The following is an 18,288-nucleotide window of genomic DNA, read 5'->3' as shown; positions in this document are numbered from 1 at the left end:
CATCGACGAAGCGGAGGCGTCGGGTGACGCGCCATCAGCTGTTTGCCGCCGCGTTGGCTAGCCTGACCGCTGCAGGCGCAGGTAGCGCGGCGCCCCCGAACGTGCTTTTTGCGATTGCCGACGATTGGTCGTGGCCGCACGCGGGGGCCTATGGCTGCCGGTGGGTACGAACCCCTGCCTTTGACCGGGTGGCCGCGCAGGGACTGCTCTTTGAACGAGCCTACACGCCGAACGCCAAGTGCGCACCCTCCCGCGCATGTATTCTGACAGGGCGTAACCCCTGGCAGCTGGGGGCGGCCGCAAACCATGTGTGTGTGTTTCCCCGCGAGTATGCGTCCATCATGGAGGTGCTCGGTGCCCGGGGATGGCACGTGGGGTGTGTTGGGAAAGGATGGGCGCCGGGCGATCCGCAGGGGCGTGCGCTGACCGGCCGGGCGTACAACCGCTACAGCACGACTCCGCCCACGCCGGCGATCAGCCGCAACGACTACGCGGCGAACTTCGAGGAGTTTCTTCGGGCTCGGCCCGCGGGAGCGCCGTTCTTTTTCTGGTATGGGGCCAGTGAACCGCACCGGGAGTACGAGTACCGGGCCGCCATCGAGCGGGGTGGTCGGCGTCTGGAGGAGGTGGACCGCGTGCCGGCGTTCTGGCCGGACCACGAGGTGATTCGCACGGATTTGCTAGACTATGCCTTCGAGGTGGAGCACTTCGACCGTCATCTCGGTCGAATGCTCGAGATTCTGGAGCAAAGTGGAGAGCTTTCCAACACGGTGGTGATCGTCACCGCCGACAATGGCATGCCGTTCCCACGGTGCAAGGGCAACTGCTACGAGGCCGCCAATCATCTGCCTCTGGCGGTGATGTGGCTGGCGGGCATTCGCAACCCGGGACGTCGCGTATCGGACCTAGTGAGTTTTATTGACCTTGCGCCGACCTGGCTGGAACTGGCGGGCCTGACGCCAGAAACCGCGGGCATGCCACCGATGGCCGGCCGCAGCCTGAGCGATATTTTCGCAGATCAAGCGGGCCGTGCCCCGCGGGACTACGTGCTGATCGGTACGGAACGTCACGACATGGGGCGTCCTCACGACTGGGGGTATCCCATGCGCGGGCTCGTGGAGCGGGACTGGCTGTACATCCGAAACTATGAACCGATGCGGTGGCCGGTTGGCAATCCCGAAACGGGCTACATGAACACCGATGGTAGCCCAACGAAAACGCTGTTATTGGAAATGCGGCGCCGACAGCCTGACTCGGCCGAGGCTCGACGCTGGTGGGAGCTATCGTTTGGGCGCCGCCCGGCTGAGGAACTGTACGACCTGCGGAGCGATCCCGACTGCGTCACCAATTTGGCGGGGCGCGCAGAAATGGCCAACCGCGTTCGCGCGATGCGGGCAAAGCTGGACGCACAGCTCGCGGCCGAGGGGGATTTGCGGGCGGTTGGCCGTGGCCGCGAATACGAGGCCCATCCGTATGCGAACCCGGCGCATGCTCGTTTCTATGAACGATTTCGCGCGGGAGAAGCGGTGCGCGCAGACTGGATTGAACCGACCGATATCGAGACCAACTTTTACGCCGCTCCTCCAGTGATCCGGGCGTTCCGCGCCGAGGCGGGAGCGCAGGGAGTGAGGTTGACTTGGGACGTCAGTGGCAATCCCCTTGCGCAGACGCCGACGGAGCTGATCATCGAGCCGCATGTCGGATGGCTCGCCGAGGACGCAGGTTCGTTGTTGGTGACCGCTCACACCGAGCGCGTGTGGACTCTGATCGCTCTGAATCCAGCCGGCACCAACCGCATGCGCGCGGAGATTCCGACGACCCGCGAAGCACGGTGAAAACGGCGTTGCGTGGCGGCGCGAGATGCAGCGCCAGTCGTATGGGGTAACGTGCTTTTCCAGCGGCGACGTTGAAAGGTGCTGCTTCGGCCGGCGTGTGGGCGGCAGATCACGCCGGCTGCGGGGTCGGTGACCGATGGCGTCGGGCCGGCGGAAGTTTCCGGCGCGGTTGTGTCTAACCGGCAGCGGCACGCGCCGGCAAAGGGGAAGCCGACTCCTCGCTTCATCGGTTGCGAAGGCGCTGCGACTGTCGGATTCTGTGGCTGGATGAACTGGCGGCGGTGGGTGATCGGACATCGGCCCACATGGACGATGGTGCGCGCGGCGGTGTTGGCGTTGGTGACCGCATGGATTGTCCGCCATGTCGTTCGCCCATTCCGAGTTGCGGGAACTAGCATGGAACCCACGGTCCGGGATCGCGCGTGGGGCCTCGGATGGCTGGCGGCCTATTGGAGCGGAGAACCTCGGCGCGGTGACATCGTGATGATTCGGCTGGCAGGCGATTCAGTCATGTATCTGAAACGGGTGCTGGCACTGCCGGGCGAGACCGCCGAGTTCCGCGGCGGCCAGCTCTGGGTGAACGGAAAACGGTGTGCCGAGCCCTATCTACGCACCACCTGCGACTGGAACAGCGCACCGGTGACGCTGGGGCCCGGCGAATACCTCGTTGCGGGTGACCGCCGTGATGTTCGCCAATCGGCGCATCTGGCGGGGGTTGTTCGGCGCGAGCGGATTGTGGGAAAACTCTGGAAATGGACCGGCGGTGGAGAACAGCTGCAGTCACCTTCATCGCGGTGACGGCGGTCGTGGCCGCCGCGGGGTGGTGGTGGCGACGGCCCCGTGAAGAGCGGTGGCTGAAGCGGGAACTGTTCCGATTGTGCCACCTTGCAGAAAAACACGGCGAGGAGCCGTTGGTGGAGGCGGCGCGGCGCGCGGAGCGAATTGCCGCGCTCATGAGTGAAGACGTACGGCTCAGCTCGGAACATCCATGGAGCGTTTCGCTGAACTCTCGCCGGGAGGCAGGGCGGGCGATTCTGGAGGCGCGCGCGGCACTGGACTGGCTAAGTGTCGCGATTGAGGATCTGCAGACGCGGCTGGCGCCGGACCGCGCAACCGCGGAGCAGCGCTGTACAGTGCGAGTGTGCGTACGAGGAGCGGACTGGTCGGACGTACAGGCGCGCGAGCTCTCGCTGCGGTGGCGGCGGGAGTCGGATGGCTGGCGGATAGCGGAAGTTCGGGTGGTGGAGGTGATCCGGCCTCTGCCGGCGGCATCACAAGGCGGCTAAGACGTTTGTGCGGCCTTTTGTCCGAAGGATCGCGGCATGGGCGGTGGCGGCCGCATGGCTTGTGCGGGCCGATGGTCTGCCCCGGCACATTCTTTTGTTTATTGGTGACGGCATGGGCGAGGGCCAGATCGCGGCGGCGCGCGCGTGGCTAGGTCGCCCGCTCGTGTTCGAGACGTACCCGTGGGGTGTGCTGGTCGCAACGGAGTCGGCCTCCGGCCTCACCGACTCGGCCGCTTCTTCGACCGCGATCTCTACCGGTCGCCGGGTGGGGAACGGAGTGATCAGCCGAGCGTTGCCGGGTACTGGCGAGGACCTGCGAACGCTGGGCGAGCGGATGATCGCGGCGGGGCGGCGCGTGGGTCTGGTGACAACGTCGTACCTATTGGACGCGACTCCGGCAGCATTTATTGCCCATGCGAATCATCGTTCCGACTGGTCGGCGATTGTGACCGCATATCTGGCCACAAACGGCCCCCATTTGTTGCTCGGAGGCGGGGCGGGTCTTTCGACGGGTGAGTTGGCGACGGCAGGGTACCGCGTCGCCGTCAACTCGCACGAGATGTGGAGCGCAGTCACCGGCGGGGTGGGGCGGCTGGCGGGGGTGTTCGGCGCAGTGTTGCCCTATGAAATCGACGGTCTCGGAGAGCTGCCGGGTCTGGAAGAGATGACCCGGGCGGCGCTCGAGTGGGTCGTGCGCCAGAACGCGCCGAGTTTTCTGGTGATTGAAGCCGGGCGGATTGACCATGCCTGCCACGCGAACGATTTGATGCGGTGTGTGGGTGAAATGTGGGCGTTGGATCAGGCGGTGGCGGCGGCGAGCGCCTGGGCAGAGAGTCGCGGCGATGTTTTGATCGTTGTGGCAGCGGATCATGAAACTGGTGGGCTTCGGGTCATCGAGAACCGTGGAGCCGGCCAGCTGCCGGTGGTGAGCTGGAGCACAACCGGTCACACCTCGGCGCCGATTCGCGCGTTCGCGAGCGGGAGCGGTGCGGACCGTTTGCTTGGCGTCCGTCACCTTGTGGATTTCTGCGCTTTTCTGAGCGATCCGGTGTTTCCTGCACCGGAGATTCACCATTTCGATTTCGGCGCCGAGGGTGGTCGTTTGCGCTGGCTGGCGGTCAGCGGCCGTGTCTACGAGGTGGAGTGGACAACCAGCTTCTTGTCGTCCGCATGGGTTGCGGGCCCAACGATCACCGCGGCGTGGTCGGGGGTCGCCGCCGCGCCGTTCGGCACGCCGCACACATCGCGCGTGTTCTATCGTATTCGACAACTCTGGCCACTACCCCAGCCCTGACGCACGGAGCGGATCATTGGCCGGCCAGAGAAGTAGGTGGGACGCCGCATTTTCAAGGCTCGGCGTCGACGGCGAGCGGGGAACCGTAGGGTGTCAAAGAATGTTCGCGGCTAGCTCGGCCAGCTCGGAGCGTACGCCTTTGCGCAGGCTGATGTGCGCGGCAATACCGTGCCATCGGAACTGATTCACCGCCCGCGATAAGCCGTTCGAGGTGCTGTCCACGTACGGGTTGTCGATTTGATAAATGTCGCCCGTCAAAATGATTTTGGTGCCGTGGCCGACGCGGGTGATGATGGTCTTCACCTCCAGCGGCGTGAGGTTTTGCGCCTCGTCCACGATCATGAACTGATGATGAATGCTGCGGCCGCGGATGAACGTGAGCGGCTCGATCGCGACGCGCGGATCGTCACCATTGAGAAGATCGGCCGGGCGTCGCCCGTCCCGTGCTTCACCGAGGAGTAAGTCGAGCGCGTCAAAAATCGGCTGCATCCACGGGTTGAGTTTTTCCTCGACGCTGCCGGGCAAGTACCCGATGTCCTTGCCCATGGGCAGGGTGGGGCGGGAAACGAGCAGTTTCCGGTACTGTTTTCGCTCGAGCGTTACGTAGAGTCCCGCCGCGACCGCCAGCAGTGTTTTGCCGGTGCCGGCCTTTCCAATGATCGTCACGAGCCGGATGCGTTCGTCCAGCAACGCGTCGAGCGCGAAGTGTTGTTCCTTGTTCCGGGGTTTCACTGCCGCGAGCTCGCGGGGCGCGGGAATCAGCGGGAGTATGTTTTGTGCATCGGGATCGAGACGGCCCAGAAGGGTGTGGTTCGGGTCGGTAAGGTCGCGCAGCAGCAGATATTCGTTCGGTGGGCGCCGGTCGCCGCGATAGGGGACCATCGCCCCTGCGGCGATTTGCGCCATCTCCTCGGTCGTCAGCTCCAGTTCGGAATGACCGAGATAGAGCTCGTTGATGTCCACGCGGTCACTTTCGTAGTCTTGCGCATCGATCCCCATCGCATCGGCGAGGATCCGAAGGTTGATGTCTTTGCTGACCACGATACACGGCCCTTGCGCGGTGGCGCGCAGGCGCAACGCAACGTCGAGGATCTCCTGATCTACCGAGCCGTCGCGGCCGTTCATATGGCCGTCGGGAGGGGTGACGACCTGAAGGATACCGCCGCCGTCAAGCCGAATACCGTCGGACAGTTTGCCTCTCGCGCGCAATTCATCGAGCGCCCGGCTGACGCGCCGAGCACTGCGGCCCAGCTCGGAAAGATCGCGTTTGAAACGATCAATCTCTCGGATCACGCCGATCGGGAGGAGGACGGTGTTGTCCTCGAATCGGAACAACGCCTCGGGATCGTGCAGCAGAACGTTCGTGTCGAGGATGTAATTTTTTTTCATTCGGGAACGCTGTCCCCGCACAGCATTGCAGCCCGCGGTGCCGAAGGGGAGGTGGAGCGGGTGAACGGAATCGAACCGTCACCACCAGCTTGGAAGGCTGGAGCTCTACCGTTGAGCTACACCCGCCCGGTCCGCTGACCATCACCGATCAGAATAGCCAGCCCGAGTGCGGCCGTCAAAGTTTCTTTGGGGCGCTAGAGTGAGACGAACGCGTTCCAGGGTGCCGCCGTTCCGGCTTGACGGTCCAACACGGGGACGGTCGGGTACGCGCCGCTCATCTAGCCCTGGAAAGCGAGACGTTCGGAACGCTATCGACGTGGCGGGATCGCGGCCACGGTTGCGATCTCCGCGTGACCAGGCCGCGCGAGGATCGCCCGGGCGCTGCCACCTTTACTTTGCCCGGCGATATCGGTGACCAGCACGATGCGTTCGCCCGCCGGCACCGACACCGGCCAGCGGCATTGCGCCGCCGACAGACCGGCGGGCAGTTCGAGGTGCACTTCGCCAACAAGGGGTGAATTGGTCGGCGCCGACACGACGATGCGGACGCTGTTTCCTTTCGCGGTCACCGTCAGATTTACGTTCGGAGCCTGGCGTTCGAGATCGAACGGCAAACCCGCAGCCAGCGTGTAGCCCATCGAGGCCATCGCGACATCCAGCCGGTAGAGCGGATTCAGCATGAGCGCCAGGCGGCGGTCGAATGCGGGCACTGAAGTGGAGTACACCCGCAGCCATCCCGGCTCGCTGACAATGATTTCTTCTCGCCAATCACCGAGGATGTCCGCGATCATCACTTCCTCCCCTTGCCACGAGACGGCGTACATGGTGCCGTCATGATCCTGGACGCTTCGGCCGACGACCAGTTCGCGCTGCAGGTCCGCGTCCCACCACACAGGATCTTTGCCGAAGTTGAGGTTCACGTTGGTCGCGATCAGTGTGCCATCGGCCGCAAAAAACCAGCGATCGCCGGTGGGCTTGTGATCCACCGAATCCGCGCCGTATCCCTCCGCGCCGGGCCAGCGAGCGTCGACATCCGCTCCCAGCCCGATCGAATGAACGTGCCGCGTGGGGCGGTCCAGCCCCCACAGGATTCGACCGGTGCGGGCGTCGGCCATACACAGACCGTTCCGCGGCTGCCGGGTTTCGACGACGTAAAAAATCTCCGCACCGGGTCGGGAGGGCCATAAATCGCCGAGGTAGAACGCGTCGGGATGTCCCAGACCGGTGCACCACAGGGGGACGCCGGTGTCATCGAGCGCAACGCTGCCCAGAATGACTTCGTCACGGCCGTCGTCGTCGAGGTCAAAGACACGGGTGAAGTGCCCGCCCTGGCCGCGGTAACGCTGCCCGTGATGGTCGCTGTGATAGGACCACAGCAGCCGGAGACCGCGTCCGTCGAAATCGTACGCGTCGGCCTTCATGAGAGTGTAGGTGCCGCGCAAGGCGAGCACGCACGGTGTGCGGCCATCCAAAAATGCGATCGCTATCTGGTTGCGGCTGGCGTAGTTGTAACCGCGAAGGTCGTCGCCGAATCCGGAACGGTCGGGCCAGGGCGCGCGGGCACGTTCTCGCCCGGTAAGTCCGTCGAGCACCACCAGCCATTCCGGCCCGCTTCGGACTCGGCCGTCCGGCCCGCGCGGGTCCCCTTCGCCGGCTTTTGTGACCACTTCTGCGCGGCCGTCGCCATCGAGGTCGAAGGCGACGAACGGCGAATACCAGATGCCCTGCTCGATCGACCATCCCAGGTCATGGCTCCACAGGTGACGGCCGTTCGCGAGGTAGGCTTCGAGGGAATACGTGCCCGGCGAAGGTTTCCAGTAGCTTTCATAGGGATCAATGCTTTGGGCCGGAATTTTCACCACAAAGTCATAGGTTCCATCGCCGTCGAGATCCGCCACCGCGCACCGGTGGAAGGTCGCGTTCGTCGCACGCAGCGGGATGGACAGGGCGACGTGGTGCGGAGCGTCCGGGGCGACGGTGATCTCCGCGAGCGCGCGGTCGGTGCCAGCGACCCGGAGGCGATATTGGAGGACGGGGGAGGTCGGTGCGGTTGAGTCGAGCCAACCGGTCGTCCACCGCACTGGATGTGGGGTCAGGCGCCGAAACGGCCCCCCACCATCCCCACGGTCGAGTTCAAACTCGAGATCCGGGGGGTCCGCGGCCAGTAAACGCCAGCTCACATAGATCCCCTCCGCGGTGCGAACCGCGGTCAGCCCACGTCCAAATGGCTCGATTGGTCGCCGTCGCGCCCATCCCTCCACACGGACCGGTGCGGGTGGATCGGGCATGCGGACCAGCGTCACCGTATCGTAATAGGCGGCGCCGGGGTTTGCGGGATCCGCAAAACGGTCGTCCACCCAGAATTCGATCACGCCGTTGGTCGCCGGAAGGCGATCAAACACAACTCCGCCGGTCGTCTTCCGCCACTCACGGCCATCCAGGGAAACCGCCAGCGGGCGGGTCGGCCGCAGCACCACGTCATAGCGACCGGGCGGGAGGTGCTCGATCCGCGTATGCAGCGGAGGTGCGCCCTCGTCGGCGGATGCGCGGTCTTTGCGAACGGGCGGGCTCTGAAGCACAACACCGCCGGACCATTTGCGCTGTGCGTCGCTGTCGGTGGACCACAGGTTCCAACGATCGGGCCGCGAGCGATTGGTGGTCCATGCGGTGGTTGGGCTGCTCACCGTTTCGGCTTCAAACACGAGCGTGGTGAGGGAACCGGGCTCCCCCGAGGACGAACTCGATGCGGCGCCCGCGATGTGCAGCAGTCCGGTGAGTACCCAACGGCCGCCCGATGGCCGGAGGAGTAGACGCCGTCGGCAACGTCGCTTGTTCATTCGTTCTCCTTGGCGATGGCTCAGCCCCACCCGGTGGCGGGGCGCTCACAGCTACTGTATCATGCAACTTCGGTCTGCGCGCGGCGGACCACGGGGAGATGCGGATGTTGTGGTGGAGCGAGTGGCTGGTCCGACCTGTCACGGCGGACATTCGGCAGGCGTTCATCGATAGCAACTGGCTGTCGGGCAAACTCATTGTCCTGGTCCTCATAGTCGCCTCGATCGGCGCCTGGTCGGTGATGTACTCAAAGTGGCGCGATCTGCGGCGCGCGAGGCGGGCCTCGGAGGACTTTCTTGCGGCGTTCCGGCAGGAATCGAATCCGCTGGCAATCTTTCTGCAGAACCGCTCGGCAGCCTTTCGGGACAGTCCGGTGTTTCAGGTCTACCAGGCGGGGTGTGTCGCGATCGGCGTGGAGATTGGCGAGTCCGAAATGCGCACCCTGGGCGCGGTCGCGTCAGGAGGCGCCACGAGGCGGCAAGCGATGCTGTCACCGCTACAGATTGAAGTTGTTCGGCGGGTGACCGAGCGCACTGTTGCGGATCAGGCGCTCCAGCTGGAGAGCGGGATGGGCTGGCTGATGATCGCGGTGAGTGCCAGTCCGATGTTGGGGCTGCTGGGAACGGTTTGGGGGGTGCTCGACGCGTTCGGTGCGATGGCACACCGGGGAGCCGCCAATCTCTCCGCGGTGGCGCCCGGCATCTCGGGCGCGCTGCTCACGACGGTTGTCGGTCTGCTGGTCGCGCTGCCGTCCTCCGTGGGGTACAACGTGCTTGCCGGCCACATCCGCACGCTCGCGGTTCAGATGGACAACTTCTCCCAAGAGTTCGTCGCGGAGGTCCAGCGTGCCTTCAGCCGGGAGTGACCATGCCGCGCCGCACGACCATCGTCGCGCTGAGTGAGATCAAGGAAATCAACCTCACGCCGCTGATTGATCTCACGTTTTTGTTGTTGATCACGTTCATCATCACGTTTCCCCTGATCGAACAGGGTGTTCCGGTGAACCTCCCGCGGGGCAAGGCGGAGGACCTGCCCCAGCGGAATACCCGCTCGATTACGATCCGCCGGGACGGCATGATCCACCTGGACCAGCGGTCAGTGACGCTGGATGTTCTCGCCGAGGAAATGCGACAGCTCGGCGCCGCGGATCCGGACCTGGTGGTGATGGTTCGCGCGGATGAGAACGTGCCCTACGGGCGTGTCGCCGAAGTACTGCGAGTCCTGCACCAGGCGAAGATCTCGAAGCTCGCTCTGGTTCACCGGGCGGAGGAATCGCGGTGATGGCGTTGGCCGACTGGCGCGTCGTTGCGCGAAGCGCCGCGGTGCATGCCGCGTTGATCCTGATGGTGGCGGTGTCCGGCATGGTGCGCAGTTGTTTCTATCGGCCGCGGCGATTCGACTCGATCACCGTGTACAATGTGCCGGACGTGGCGCTGGTGACGCCCGCCCCGCCGGCGGCCTCGCCGACGCCCTCCGCACCCCCGCCCAAAGTAAGCGAGGACATTCCCGAAGCGGCTCCGCGCCCCAAGGTGCAGGTGAGCCGGGTGAAGATCACCCGCCCCGCGCCCACATCTCCCCGTCTGGCGCCGACGGCGGAAGAACTCAAGCGGCTGCTCGCCCCGAGCCGGCCGCTTGCCCCGTCATCGGCCGGCGATGCGCGGAGTGCATCGCCACCCGACTGGTATCTGGCGCTGGTGCGGAAGGTGTTTTATGACGCGTGGGACCAGCCTGGCGGCCTTCGACCGGGCCCGGGGCTGCGCGTGATCGCACAGATCCGCGTCGCGCGCGATGGTTCGATCCTGCGCGCCGAGCCCGTTCGCCTCTCCGGTCACGCCACGCTCGACGCATCGGTGGAGCGTGCGCTCCGCGCGGTGACGAAGCTGCCGCCACTGCCCGAAGCGTTCCCGGGAGCGCATCGCGACCTTCAAATTGCATTTGAGCTGGGCCAAGAGTGATCCCCTTCACCTAGGAGGTGGCGCCGATGACAAGCACCCGACACGATCGACTGATTGTGGCGGAAACCGCCGTTGTGGTTGTGGACATGCAGGAGCGATTGATGGCAGTGATGCCGGAATCGGCGCGACTGGCGGACCGCGCCCGACGGCTCGTGGACGGTGCTCGGCTGCTGGGGTTGCCGGTCGTGTTCACCGAGCAGGCGCCCGCGAAGCTGGGGCCGACGGTGTCGCCGCTGCGCGAACGGATTGAGCGCCCTCCCGTGGAGAAGGTCTCGTTCAGCTGCTGTGACGTCGCGCCGTTTCGGGAGATGATCCGGTCGTTGGGACGTCCGACGCTGATTCTGGCGGGGATCGAAGCGCACGTCTGTATTTGGCAGACGGCGCGGGATTTGCTGCAGGAGGGATACCGCGTTGAAGTGGTGGCGGACGCGGTCGCGTCGCGCGATCCGTCACATCGGGATCTTGCCCTCGTACGGTTGCGCGACGCAGGCGCCGGCATCGCCTGCGTGGAGATGGTGCTCTTCGATTTGCTGCGCGCCGCCGAGGGGACAGTGTTCCGCGAGATCTCGAAACTGGTTCGCTAAACCGTAATGGTGGGCCGCTTCGGTGGCCCTCTTCGTCTTGGTAGATGCGGGGGGACTCGAACCCCCGACCCGCTGATTAAGAGTCAGCTGCTCTGCCAACTGAGCTACGCATCCGTGCGGCGTCAGTGTGCCGCAGTGGGCTGTTTCTTGCAAGTCGAGAGGAAAGGGCACGCATTCACTTTCGCGTAGCGAACCATCGGTCCGACCGCGGCTCGTCGATGTAACCCGCCAGTCCGTCGCAGCGGGGATCCAGCTGAGCGGGTTCGAACGCGCGCAGACTTCCGTCCACCAGCGTCAGGTTGGCCAGGCGGCCGTGCCGGAAGTGCGTATGGGGCGGCGGCAGGCTGTCGAGCACGTACCACTCTTCCAACATCGGGCGCTCAGGGGAGGCCGGCGCCTGCCAGGTGTTGATCTGGATGCAGTCGCCCCACGCGACCGTTTCTCCGGGCCGCTGGACGTCATTCAGCACGAATACGCCCATGCGTTGGGTGCCGGGCAGGTCGGCCAGGAGATATCCATTGATCCCATATCCATAACTGGCGACGATAAACTTGCGTTTGAAGTAGGGTGCACGGATCGGAAGGGTGGGGCAGAGCTCGACGGCGCCGTGCGGCAGATAAGGAGCCAGTCGTGCGCGGCTCTTGTCCAGTGGTCGCTGCCCCTCCGGCCCTCCGCCGCCGGGTTCGAAGCCCCAGTACCAGAGGACGCCGTCCGGCCGGTCCTCCCGGAAGGGGAAAAAACGGCCGCCATGATCTGCGAGGTACTGAATCCATGCGGTGTGCATCTGCCGCAGGTTGGCGGCACAGGCGGCCCGAAGCGCGTACCGCCGGGTCTGTGCGATGGCGGGGATGATCACCAACGCCAGCAGCGCCGTAAACAGCGCGGCGGCCACGAGTGCCTCGAGCAGCGTGAGGCCTTCGCGACCGTGCCGATCACGGCGACGCATCCGGTGCATTCGCCGCCACCTTCGCGCGACATGGCCGGAAGACCGCAGCGACAGTCAGCGCCACCGCGAGCAGTCCGAACGTTGCCGGCTCGGGGATCACCGTGTACTTGATCTGGTCCATCGCCACGTACGTAGGCGTATTGATGCCCCACAACCCCACATCGGAAGAGTTCAACGTAAACTCCAGCTTGCGCACGGTCGGGCCGAAGCCGGTGAGGTCCATCCAGGTCCAGGTGGAGATCACGTAGTCGTTGGTGGAATTCGAAAATCGGTAGTCCGCCAGATAGAACTCGTTGGTGCCGATCAGTGTTGAAGAGGCGTCATAAGCGGCAACATAGAGCACGTACCAGTCCGGATCGGTGCCGCTCGGCCCGCCGAACTTTTTCACCGCACCAAACCCTCCGTCGTCCCCATCGCGGATTGCCAGGCCGGTGTAGGTGGTGTTGTTGAGATACAGGCCGTGCACCAGCACATCCGTCGCGAAGGTCATCACCATGTCGGGTCCGAGCGAAAACCCATCGTCATAGCCGATCAGATAGTGAGAGGTACCCTCCGCGCCACCCCCCGACCACGCGGAAAACTGGTTCAGGTAGCCGGGCGTGACGGTGTTCGTTCCGGTCGAGATGGCGAACCCGTTCCAGCTCGTGAACGCGCCCCAGGTTGTCCAGGAATTTGCGAATGCAATGCCGCCGGCGGTGAACCCGCCCGTGTAAGGCAGCGCGGCGTGGGGGGGCAGCCCGAAACTTTCGAAGTCCACCGAGATGATCGCCGCCCGGCAGAGTGTTGCCAACGCGATCGTGCCAGCGGCAAGACGAACTGCATGCATGCGGTCGACTCCTCTCGCGTGAGGCCGTTCCCCTCGCACTGGGAGCCGACGCACCAGTCGCCTGGCACGGTCATGCCGCCCGGCACGACGATTCCACACTACATCCCGCGCGACGGGAACCGCTGCGCCCGAGCTCGTCTTCTGGCTTCCGGCTTCCTACTCTTCCGCCTTCCCATCGAACCGCCCGCGTGTTCGCGAACCGCATCCGACAGTGGCACGTGGAATTTCGCATCCGGTCACAGCGGCGCGACCGCGTCCGATTTTCACGGACTTCCGTTCGCTCGGGCGCTGTGCCACCTCAACGGCGGCGAAGTCTAGACAGCGATGTGCGGACCGTCAAGGTGCGAGATTCGGCTTAGCCGAACACGACGGTGCGGTTCCGGTACACCAGGATCCGATGTTCGAGATGCGCACGGATCGCCCGGGCAAGGACGACCTTTTCGTTGTCGCGCCCTTTCCGGATCATGTCCGCGACCGAGTCTTTGTGCGAGATGCGGATCACGTCCTGTTCAATGATCGGCCCACGATCGAGCTCGTCCGTCACATAGTGACTGGTCGCACCGACGATTTTCACGCCTCGTTCGTACGCGGCGTGATAGGGACGCGCGCCCGCAAACGCGGGCAGAAAGGAGTGATGAATGTTCAGGATGCGGTTGGGAAACCGGGCGACGAAGGCCGGGCTCAGGATCTGCATGTAGCGGGCCAGCACGATGAAGTCCACGCGGTGCGCCTCGAGGAGCTCCAGTTCCCGCCGTTCCTGCGCCTCTCGGGTTTCGGGCGTTTTCGGGAACACATGGAGCGGAATGCCGAACTGCTCCACTACCGGCCGCAGATCGTCGCGGTTCGAAAACACCAGCGGAATGTCGACCGCCCACTCTCCCGACTGCCATCGGGCGAGAATGTCATAGAGGCAGTGGGGCTCGCGGGTGACCGCGATCGCCATTCGTTGCCGAAGGCTGGCATCCCGGAGCTGCCAGGTCATCGCGAAGGTCTGCGCGACCGGCGCGAACGCCGCGGCGAACTCGTCTGCCGAAAGCTGAAAGCCCGCGTGCGCGATCTCGACGCGCATGAAGAACATCTGGTCCTCGGCGGCAACATGCTGTTCGAGGTCGAGGATGTTGCCGCCGTGACGGGCGATGAAGGTGGTCACCGCGGCAACGATGCCGGGGCGGTCCGGACAGGACGCCAGCAACACGAAGGAATCCGAACACCCTGCGCCATCGCAGGTGCAAGGCAGCCGATTCATGATCGCATTTTCGGCGGCTGCGCGACGGAATTCAATGACGATCCCGAAGGCGTTCCAACAGCGTCCAGACCCAACAAAGCGAAGGGGAGCGGAGCGCCCGAAGCACAGCCGTGCGGGGCGCCCGGGCGAAGTTCGGCAGGAAGGGAAGCCGTCCCAGTACCGGCACCCCTCGCCGGCGCAGCGTGTCGAGGTTATGTCGCATGAGCGAAGTCCAGTGTCCCGCCGAGGACTGCACCGCGACGCAACCCAGCAGTGGAATGCCATGCGCGCGCAAGGCCGCACAGCTCAGCAGCGTGTGGTTCAGTGTGCCCAGGCCGGGCCGGATCGCCAGGAGCACGGGTAACTCGAGATGGGCGATCAGGTCCAGCATCGTCTCCCGATTGTTCAGCGGAACGTAGAGGCCCCCCGCGCCCTCCACGAGCAGACCGTCGGCCCCCCGCGCGCTCCGCCGCAAACGACGGGCGATCACCGCCGCAGACAGTCGTCGGCCCGCAAGCTCAGCGGCGCGGTGGGGCGAGCAGGGTGGCGTGAACACATGCTGCAGGAGGCCGGTCAGTACCGCCGGCGATGGGCGCCACGCAGCGGCGCGGGCCACACGCGCGAGGTCACCGACAGGACGGCGCAGTTTTCCGCTGGGCGGCCGCACGCCGGTCTGCACCGGCTTGGCGGCGACCCAGTTCTGCCCCGCCAGCCGCGCCGCGGCGAGCAACACTGCGGTAAGGGTTGTTTTGCCGACACCGGTGTCGGTGCCACTGACGAAGATGCCACGCCACTTCACAACGCCACCATGTTAGGTATTGTGAAGGCGATGTGCGACCCTGGCGTTCGCGAAGCGATCCGCGGCATGGCGGGCCGTGCGCTGACCGTGGCGCAGTTTGCGCTGTTGGCGGCCCTCGCGCTGAGCGTGCCCGCCCGGCGGCCTCCGTGGCCGGCGGTCGGTCTGCTGACGGTAGCGATTGCGCTCGGCGTGTGGGCGCTGCGGACCATGCACTGGAAGCGCCTGTCCGTGTGGCCGGAACCCAAGCGAAATACTGCGCTGGTGTGCAGCGGTCCCTACCGGTGGATCCGCCATCCGATGTATACGGCAGCCGCACTCGCGGCGGCAGGACTGGCACTCCACGCGGGAGGACTGGCGCGGTGGCTCACGTGGCTGGTGCTGGTGACAGTTCTGGCGGCCAAAAGTCGGCTCGAGGAGCGGCACCTTGCGGAGCGGTTTCCGGAGTACCGCGAGTACGCCGCCCGAACCTGGCGATGGCTGCCCGGTATTTGGTGATCGGGTGATGGCGAGACCTTCTGTGCGGCGTCCCGACGACCGGTGTCCCGTGGGACCTTGGATCACCTTGCTGACGGACTTCGGAGATTCGGACAGCTATGTCGCAGCGATGAAGGGAGTGCTGGCGGCGCGAGCGCCGCTAGCGCGAGTGGCGGATGCCGCTCACGAGATTCCGCGCGGCGACATTCGAGCGGGTGCCTGGGTGCTCTCTCAGTACTGGCGCTGGTGGCCGGAGGGTACCGTCCATGTGGCGGTCGTGGACCCCGGTGTCGGCACGTCCCGCGCCGCGGTGCTTGCGCGGGCCGACCGCCGCTGGTTAATCGCACCGGACAACGGACTGCTCAGCGGTGTGGCGGCGGCGGCGGACCGATTCGAAGCATGGCGGCTGCGGCCGACCGCCGGTGCGGAGATCATCTCATCAACGTTTCACGGACGCGATCTGTTCGCAGTGGTCGCGGCGCGGCTCGTGGCCGGAGAGTCCTGGAGGCGGCTGGTGGAACGGCGATGGGAGATCACGCGACTGCGGGAGTGGGGCCGGCCGGAACGTGATTCCGCTGGCAAGGTGCGGGGCTGGGTGCTGCACGTGGATCGCTTCGGGAACGCGATCACCAGCCTCGAGATACGGGATCTCCCTGCTGGCCGCTGGCGACTCCGGGCGGGGACGTTTCGCGCCTGCCGGCTGCATCGGACATATGGCGATGTCGCCCCCGGCCGCCCGCTGGTGTATCTTGGCTCCGCCGGACGGCTCGAGCTGGCGGTGCGCGATGCGTCGGCCGCCGAGCGATATGGGCTTCGGCCCGGAATGTGGGTTGTAGTCAGGCCGGCCGGGCAGCTGAAGCCGCGAGCAACGGAGCGGAAACAGTGAAGAATCGCCGGTCTTTCTTGCGAGATATGCGGGCGCTGTTGGCGCACGGCCGTCAGATGCGTCGCGAAAAGGTCCATCTGCGGGAGCTGTTCGCGGCAGATCCGGATCGCGCTCGTCGGTTCACCGTTGAAGCCGGCGATCTGTTGTTGGACTACTCGAAGAACCTGATCACGCAGGAAACAATGTCCTTGTTGTTCGCGTTGGCCGACGCGGCGGACGTGAAGGGGGCGGCGCAGGAGATGTTCAACGGCCGTCCGATCAATTTGACGGAAGGGCGTGCGGTGTTGCACGTCGCGCTGCGCGCACCTCCGGAAGCGGTGATCCGGGTTCGGGGGCACAACGTTGTACCGGAGGTCCACGCAGTGCTTGCGCGCATGGCGGCGTTTGCGGAAGCGGTGCGCGACGGGAGTTGGCGAGGCTGTACGGGCCGGCGGATTCGAAACGTAATCAATATCGGCATCGGCGGTTCGGACCTTGGGCCCGCAATGGCGTGTGCGGCGCTGCGTCCGTTCGCGGCAAGGCACTTGAACGTCGCGTTCGTGTCCAACGTGGATGGCACGCACCTGGCCGAGACGGTGCGAGACCTAGATCCTGAGGAGACCCTGTTCATCGTCGCCTCGAAGACGTTTACGACCGAGGAGACGATGACGAATGCTCGGAGCGCAAGATCGTGGCTGCTGGGGCGACTCGGGCAGGCCGACGGCGCGGTCGCACGGCATTTCGTGGCGGTATCCACCCAGCGCGACAGGGTCGTCGAGTTTGGAATCCATCCGGAGAACATGTTTCCGTTTTGGGACTGGGTGGGTGGGCGGTATTCGCTCTGCAGCGCGATTGGTCTACCGCTGATGATTGCAATCGGCGCGGCACGCTTCCGCGAGATGCTGGACGGATTTCACCGCATGGATCGGCACTTTCTCGAGACGCCGTACGAGCGGAATCTTCCCGTCATCCTCGCGCTGCTGGGCGTTTGGTACAACAACGTATGGGGGGCGGAGACGCACGCGATCCTGCCCTACGATCAGTATCTGGCGCGGCTGCCTGCTTATCTGCAGCAGGCCGACATGGAGAGCAATGGCAAACGAGTGGATCGGCGCGGACGGCCGGTGCGCTGGCAGACGGGGCCGATTGTTTGGGGAGAACCCGGCACCAACGGCCAGCATGCTTTCTATCAGCTGATCCACCAGGGTACCAAGCTTGTGCCGTGCGACTTCATCGGCTTTTGTCGCACCCAAAATCCGATCGGTGATCATCACGACCGCTTGATGGCCAACTTCTTCGCACAAACGGAGGCGCTTGCGTTTGGCAAAACGGCGGAGGAGGTTGCGGCAGAAGGGGTGCCTCCGAAGCTTGTGCCGCATCGGGTCTTCCCCGGAAACCGACCCACCAACACGATTCTGGCGGATGAGCTCAATCCGTCCGTGCTGGGCCAACTGATCGCCGCATACGAGCACAAGATTTTCACGCAAGGTGTGATCTGGAACATTTGCTCCTTCGACCAGTGGGGGGTTGAGCTCGGCAAGCAACTGGCCCGCCGAATCCTCCCTGAGCTGCAGAGCGCGGCCGAGCCGGACCTCCGGCACGACAGCTCCACCAACGCGCTGATCCGACGTTACCGCGAGCGGCGGCTTCGCCCCGCACGGCCGTTGTCCGCCGACGAGAGAGGGAAGACAGAATGACAAAACTGAAATGTTGGCCGCAGTTCGCCGCCGCACTGCTCATCGTCGGCTTGTTCGGAAGCGGCTGCGGTGCGTCCACGCCCCAGGGTCTTCCGAAGGGGCAGCGTTATGTGATGCAATGCCGCAAGGATGGTCACGAGTTTGAGATGTCGCCTCAGGAGATGAACGCTGCTTTTGAGCGGGGCGAAGTTCGGGGGTCGGGCGATGGCGTCGACCTTTTCCGCTGCCCAAAGTGTGGCGAGTTTGCGGCGCAGCAGATCATCCGGGAGAAGTGAGCC

At 65.0% G+C, this 18,288-nt stretch carries 18 protein-coding genes, 2 tRNA genes and 1 riboswitch; of the genes, 12 read left to right on the top strand and 8 right to left on the bottom strand.

Annotation, left to right across the window (positions count from 1 at the left end; translation table 11 throughout):
• The first annotated feature begins 23 nt into the window (after nucleotides 1-23).
• The 4 genes from N2652_00935 (at nucleotide 24) to N2652_00920 (ending at nucleotide 4,415) form a co-directional block, all read left to right on the top strand.
• Nucleotides 24-1,835 carry a sulfatase gene (locus N2652_00935; GenBank protein ID MCX7817774.1) on the top strand — a complete coding sequence of 604 codons (1,812 nt, stop codon included), beginning with the start codon at nucleotides 24-26 and terminating at the stop codon, nucleotides 1,833-1,835.
• Between the two features lie 267 nt (nucleotides 1,836-2,102).
• Nucleotides 2,103-2,633 (top strand): signal peptidase I, encoded by a 531-nt coding sequence (lepB, locus tag N2652_00930; protein MCX7817773.1) that lies wholly within the window; start codon nucleotides 2,103-2,105, stop codon nucleotides 2,631-2,633.
• Nucleotides 2,630-3,121: a DUF4440 domain-containing protein gene (locus tag N2652_00925; protein MCX7817772.1), complete on the top strand. Its 492-nt coding sequence runs from the start codon at nucleotides 2,630-2,632 to the stop codon at nucleotides 3,119-3,121. The genes lepB and N2652_00925 overlap by 4 nt, the downstream gene beginning before the upstream one ends.
• A 43-nt stretch (nucleotides 3,122-3,164) precedes the next feature.
• Nucleotides 3,165-4,415, top strand: coding sequence for an alkaline phosphatase (locus tag N2652_00920; GenBank protein MCX7817771.1), 1,251 nt, complete (start codon nucleotides 3,165-3,167; stop codon nucleotides 4,413-4,415).
• Nucleotides 4,416-4,508: 93 nt separating this feature from the next.
• Here N2652_00920 and N2652_00915 read toward each other — a convergent pair whose 3' ends face one another.
• From N2652_00915 to N2652_00905, 3 genes are all read right to left on the bottom strand, one after another.
• Complete coding sequence (locus N2652_00915; protein MCX7817770.1) at nucleotides 4,509-5,804, bottom strand: PhoH family protein; 1,296 nt, start codon at nucleotides 5,802-5,804, stop codon at nucleotides 4,509-4,511.
• Between the two features lie 52 nt (nucleotides 5,805-5,856).
• Nucleotides 5,857-5,930: transfer RNA gene (locus tag N2652_00910), tRNA-Gly, on the bottom strand.
• Between the two features lie 182 nt (nucleotides 5,931-6,112).
• Nucleotides 6,113-8,641 carry a hypothetical protein gene (locus N2652_00905; protein ID MCX7817769.1) on the bottom strand — a complete coding sequence of 843 codons (2,529 nt, stop codon included), beginning with the start codon at nucleotides 8,639-8,641 and terminating at the stop codon, nucleotides 6,113-6,115.
• Between the two features lie 104 nt (nucleotides 8,642-8,745).
• On the opposite strand from N2652_00905, the gene N2652_00900 reads away from it, so the two are divergent.
• Genes N2652_00900 through N2652_00885 form a run of 4 tightly spaced genes read left to right on the top strand, consistent with a single transcriptional unit; the run spans nucleotide 8,746 to nucleotide 11,178 of the window.
• Nucleotides 8,746-9,504: a MotA/TolQ/ExbB proton channel family protein gene (locus tag N2652_00900; GenBank protein ID MCX7817768.1), complete on the top strand. Its 759-nt coding sequence runs from the start codon at nucleotides 8,746-8,748 to the stop codon at nucleotides 9,502-9,504.
• Between the two features lie 2 nt (nucleotides 9,505-9,506).
• Nucleotides 9,507-9,920: a biopolymer transporter ExbD gene (locus N2652_00895; protein ID MCX7817767.1), complete on the top strand. Its 414-nt coding sequence runs from the start codon at nucleotides 9,507-9,509 to the stop codon at nucleotides 9,918-9,920.
• Complete coding sequence (locus N2652_00890; protein ID MCX7817766.1) at nucleotides 9,920-10,594, top strand: TonB C-terminal domain-containing protein; 675 nt, start codon at nucleotides 9,920-9,922, stop codon at nucleotides 10,592-10,594. Before N2652_00895 ends, N2652_00890 begins: the two co-directional genes overlap by 1 nt.
• A 26-nt stretch (nucleotides 10,595-10,620) precedes the next feature.
• The gene (locus N2652_00885; GenBank protein MCX7817765.1) at nucleotides 10,621-11,178 is read left to right on the top strand and encodes an isochorismatase family protein; all 558 of its coding nucleotides are present in this window, start codon (nucleotides 10,621-10,623) and stop codon (nucleotides 11,176-11,178) included.
• A gap of 38 nt (nucleotides 11,179-11,216) precedes the next feature.
• On the opposite strand, the gene N2652_00880 is transcribed toward N2652_00885, so the two are convergent.
• The 5 genes from N2652_00880 to bioD all read right to left on the bottom strand — a co-directional run bounded on the left by N2652_00880 (nucleotide 11,217) and on the right by bioD (nucleotide 14,974).
• Nucleotides 11,217-11,292, bottom strand: a tRNA-Lys gene (locus N2652_00880).
• A 61-nt stretch (nucleotides 11,293-11,353) separates the two neighbouring features.
• On the bottom strand, nucleotides 11,354-12,133 hold the full coding sequence (locus N2652_00875; GenBank protein ID MCX7817764.1) for a hypothetical protein: 780 nt from the start codon (nucleotides 12,131-12,133) through the stop codon (nucleotides 11,354-11,356).
• Nucleotides 12,111-12,950, bottom strand: a complete 840-nt coding sequence (locus N2652_00870; protein MCX7817763.1) for a DUF4465 domain-containing protein — start codon at nucleotides 12,948-12,950, stop codon at nucleotides 12,111-12,113. The genes N2652_00875 and N2652_00870 overlap by 23 nt, the downstream gene beginning before the upstream one ends.
• Before the next feature lie 136 nt (nucleotides 12,951-13,086).
• Nucleotides 13,087-13,225, bottom strand: a riboswitch (cobalamin riboswitch).
• 80 nt (nucleotides 13,226-13,305) lie between these two features.
• Nucleotides 13,306-14,196, bottom strand: coding sequence for a formyltetrahydrofolate deformylase (gene purU, locus N2652_00865; protein MCX7817762.1), 891 nt, complete (start codon nucleotides 14,194-14,196; stop codon nucleotides 13,306-13,308).
• A gap of 31 nt (nucleotides 14,197-14,227) precedes the next feature.
• Entirely contained in the window at nucleotides 14,228-14,974 is a 747-nt protein-coding gene (gene bioD / locus N2652_00860) for a dethiobiotin synthase (GenBank protein MCX7817761.1), read from the bottom strand.
• A gap of 30 nt (nucleotides 14,975-15,004) precedes the next feature.
• Between bioD and N2652_00855 the strand changes: the two genes are divergently transcribed.
• From N2652_00855 to N2652_00840, 4 genes are read left to right on the top strand one after another with little or no spacing between them, the layout of a single operon-like run.
• Nucleotides 15,005-15,469, top strand: a complete 465-nt coding sequence (locus N2652_00855; protein MCX7817760.1) for an isoprenylcysteine carboxylmethyltransferase family protein — start codon at nucleotides 15,005-15,007, stop codon at nucleotides 15,467-15,469.
• A gap of 7 nt (nucleotides 15,470-15,476) precedes the next feature.
• The gene (locus tag N2652_00850) at nucleotides 15,477-16,334 is read left to right on the top strand and encodes an SAM-dependent chlorinase/fluorinase (GenBank protein MCX7817759.1); all 858 of its coding nucleotides are present in this window, start codon (nucleotides 15,477-15,479) and stop codon (nucleotides 16,332-16,334) included.
• A gap of 26 nt (nucleotides 16,335-16,360) precedes the next feature.
• A complete protein-coding gene (gene pgi / locus N2652_00845; GenBank protein MCX7817758.1) occupies nucleotides 16,361-18,010 on the top strand; it encodes a glucose-6-phosphate isomerase in 1,650 nt (549 codons plus the stop codon).
• Nucleotides 18,007-18,285, top strand: a complete 279-nt coding sequence (locus tag N2652_00840) for a hypothetical protein (GenBank protein MCX7817757.1) — start codon at nucleotides 18,007-18,009, stop codon at nucleotides 18,283-18,285. Before pgi ends, N2652_00840 begins: the two co-directional genes overlap by 4 nt.
• The last annotated feature ends 3 nt before the right edge of the window (nucleotides 18,286-18,288 follow it).

The organism is Kiritimatiellia bacterium (assembly GCA_026417735.1).
Classification (GTDB): Bacteria; Verrucomicrobiota; Kiritimatiellia; order PWTM01; family PWTM01; genus CAACVY01.
The sequence above is the reverse complement of the archived record's forward strand: the minus strand, read 5'-3'. Positions and strand labels throughout refer to the sequence as shown.